General features: G+C 62.2%; 1 protein-coding gene. It reads right to left on the reverse strand.

Annotated elements, in window-relative coordinates; genetic code table 11:
• Positions 1–231 (reverse strand): IS3 family transposase (locus tag N415_RS30360; RefSeq protein WP_161630372.1); only part of this gene is annotated, 231 nt, incomplete at its 3' end.
• Positions 232–474: the final 243 nt, after the last annotated feature.

Below are 474 nucleotides of genomic sequence, written 5' to 3' on the forward strand. Positions count from 1 at the left end.
AAACGACGCCTTCGGATCGACCACGGTGGTGGCAACTTTGAAGGTGCGGGGGCTGATCCCGGCCAGACCGATCTCGGCCATGATCGTGGCCACCGTCTTTTCCGAGACCGCCTCGCCGGCGGCACGCAAGTCAGCGGTGATCCGCGGCGAGCCGTAGGTCCCGCCGGAGTCGCGGTGATGGGTGATGATCTTCACGGTCAGATCGGCTTTGCGTTGGCGGCGATCAGTCAATTCCGTTGCAGTGGAACGATGTGCATGTTTGTAGTAACCCGAAGTCGACACCTCCAGTAGGCGAGCCATGCGGGTGATCGCGGTGGTGGCGCACTCTGCGGCCATCAGCTCGAACCGGTCTACTTCGGTCCGTTGGCGGCAAAGTACGCCGAGGCTTTTTTCAGGAACGCGATGTCTTTCTCTTGCTCGGCGACTTGGCGCCGTAATCGCGTCAGTTCGGTGCGCTCGGCCGGGGTCAACGGT

It is taken from the genome of Mycobacterium sp. UM_CSW, assembly GCF_000455205.1.
GTDB lineage: Bacteria > Actinomycetota > Actinomycetes > Mycobacteriales > Mycobacteriaceae > Mycobacterium.